The organism is Phormidesmis priestleyi ULC007 (assembly GCF_003003695.1).
Lineage (GTDB): Bacteria > Cyanobacteriota > Cyanobacteriia > Leptolyngbyales > Leptolyngbyaceae > Phormidesmis_A > Phormidesmis_A priestleyi_A.
In genome coordinates, this window is record NZ_PVWG01000144.1 from 1 (window position 1) to 739 (window position 739).

1 protein-coding gene is annotated in these 739 nt (G+C 51.3%); it reads right to left on the reverse strand.

What is annotated here, in order from left to right:
- Window positions 1–67: 67 nt before the first annotated feature.
- Window positions 68–598 carry an HsdM family class I SAM-dependent methyltransferase gene (locus tag C7B65_RS27095; RefSeq protein WP_219898766.1) on the reverse strand — a complete coding sequence of 177 codons (531 nt, stop codon included), beginning with the start codon at window positions 596–598 and terminating at the stop codon, window positions 68–70.
- Window positions 599–739 lie beyond the last annotated feature (141 nt).

Here is a 739-nt window from a genome sequence, read left to right on the forward strand (position 1 = left end):
ACGACAAGCTAAAAAGCCTGATGAGTTGGAAGTTTCAATCCTTCAAAAAAGTCCAGCTCTTAGCCGATTAGAGTATATATTCAGTCAGCAGCTTCTCCTTGATCTTGGCAGAAACCCCATCGCCAAACAGCGTCCCATTCGGCACCACAATTCTCGCCCGTCCCGGATTCGGCTGCGACTTCAGCAACCGCATAATCAACTGAAGAAACAGCAGCGCCGTCTCTGCCGTCTGCATTTTGGGGTCAAAGTTGTCCTTAATCTTCGCTTCTTCCTCACCCCCAAACGGCGGATTCGTCAAAATCACATCCACCTGATCCTTCACCCCAATCTGGTTGATCGGAGTCCCCAGCGAGTTTTTCCGCTCCACGTCTGGATATTCCACCCCATTCAGCAGCAAATTCATCTGAGCCAGCATCAGCGGCAACGATTTCGCCTCAATGCCAGACAAGCTCGACTGCAAAATCTTCCAGTCCTTCGGCTGACACTTCTCTCTTAGATATTTGTAAGCCGACACTAAAAAGCCAGCCGTTCCGCAAGCTGGGTCATGAATCGTTTCGCCCACTTGAGGCGCGATCGCTTTCACCATAAACGCTACCACCGCACGCGGGTTAGTGTCACGAATTATTCGCGCTGAGGAGCGAGGGGAGAAAAGGGCTTAGAATGGGGAAGCCCCTCGAAGCAGGAGCCCTTCCATGACGATCGCAGAACGAGAACAACAAATTCTCAGAGTTCGACAGCA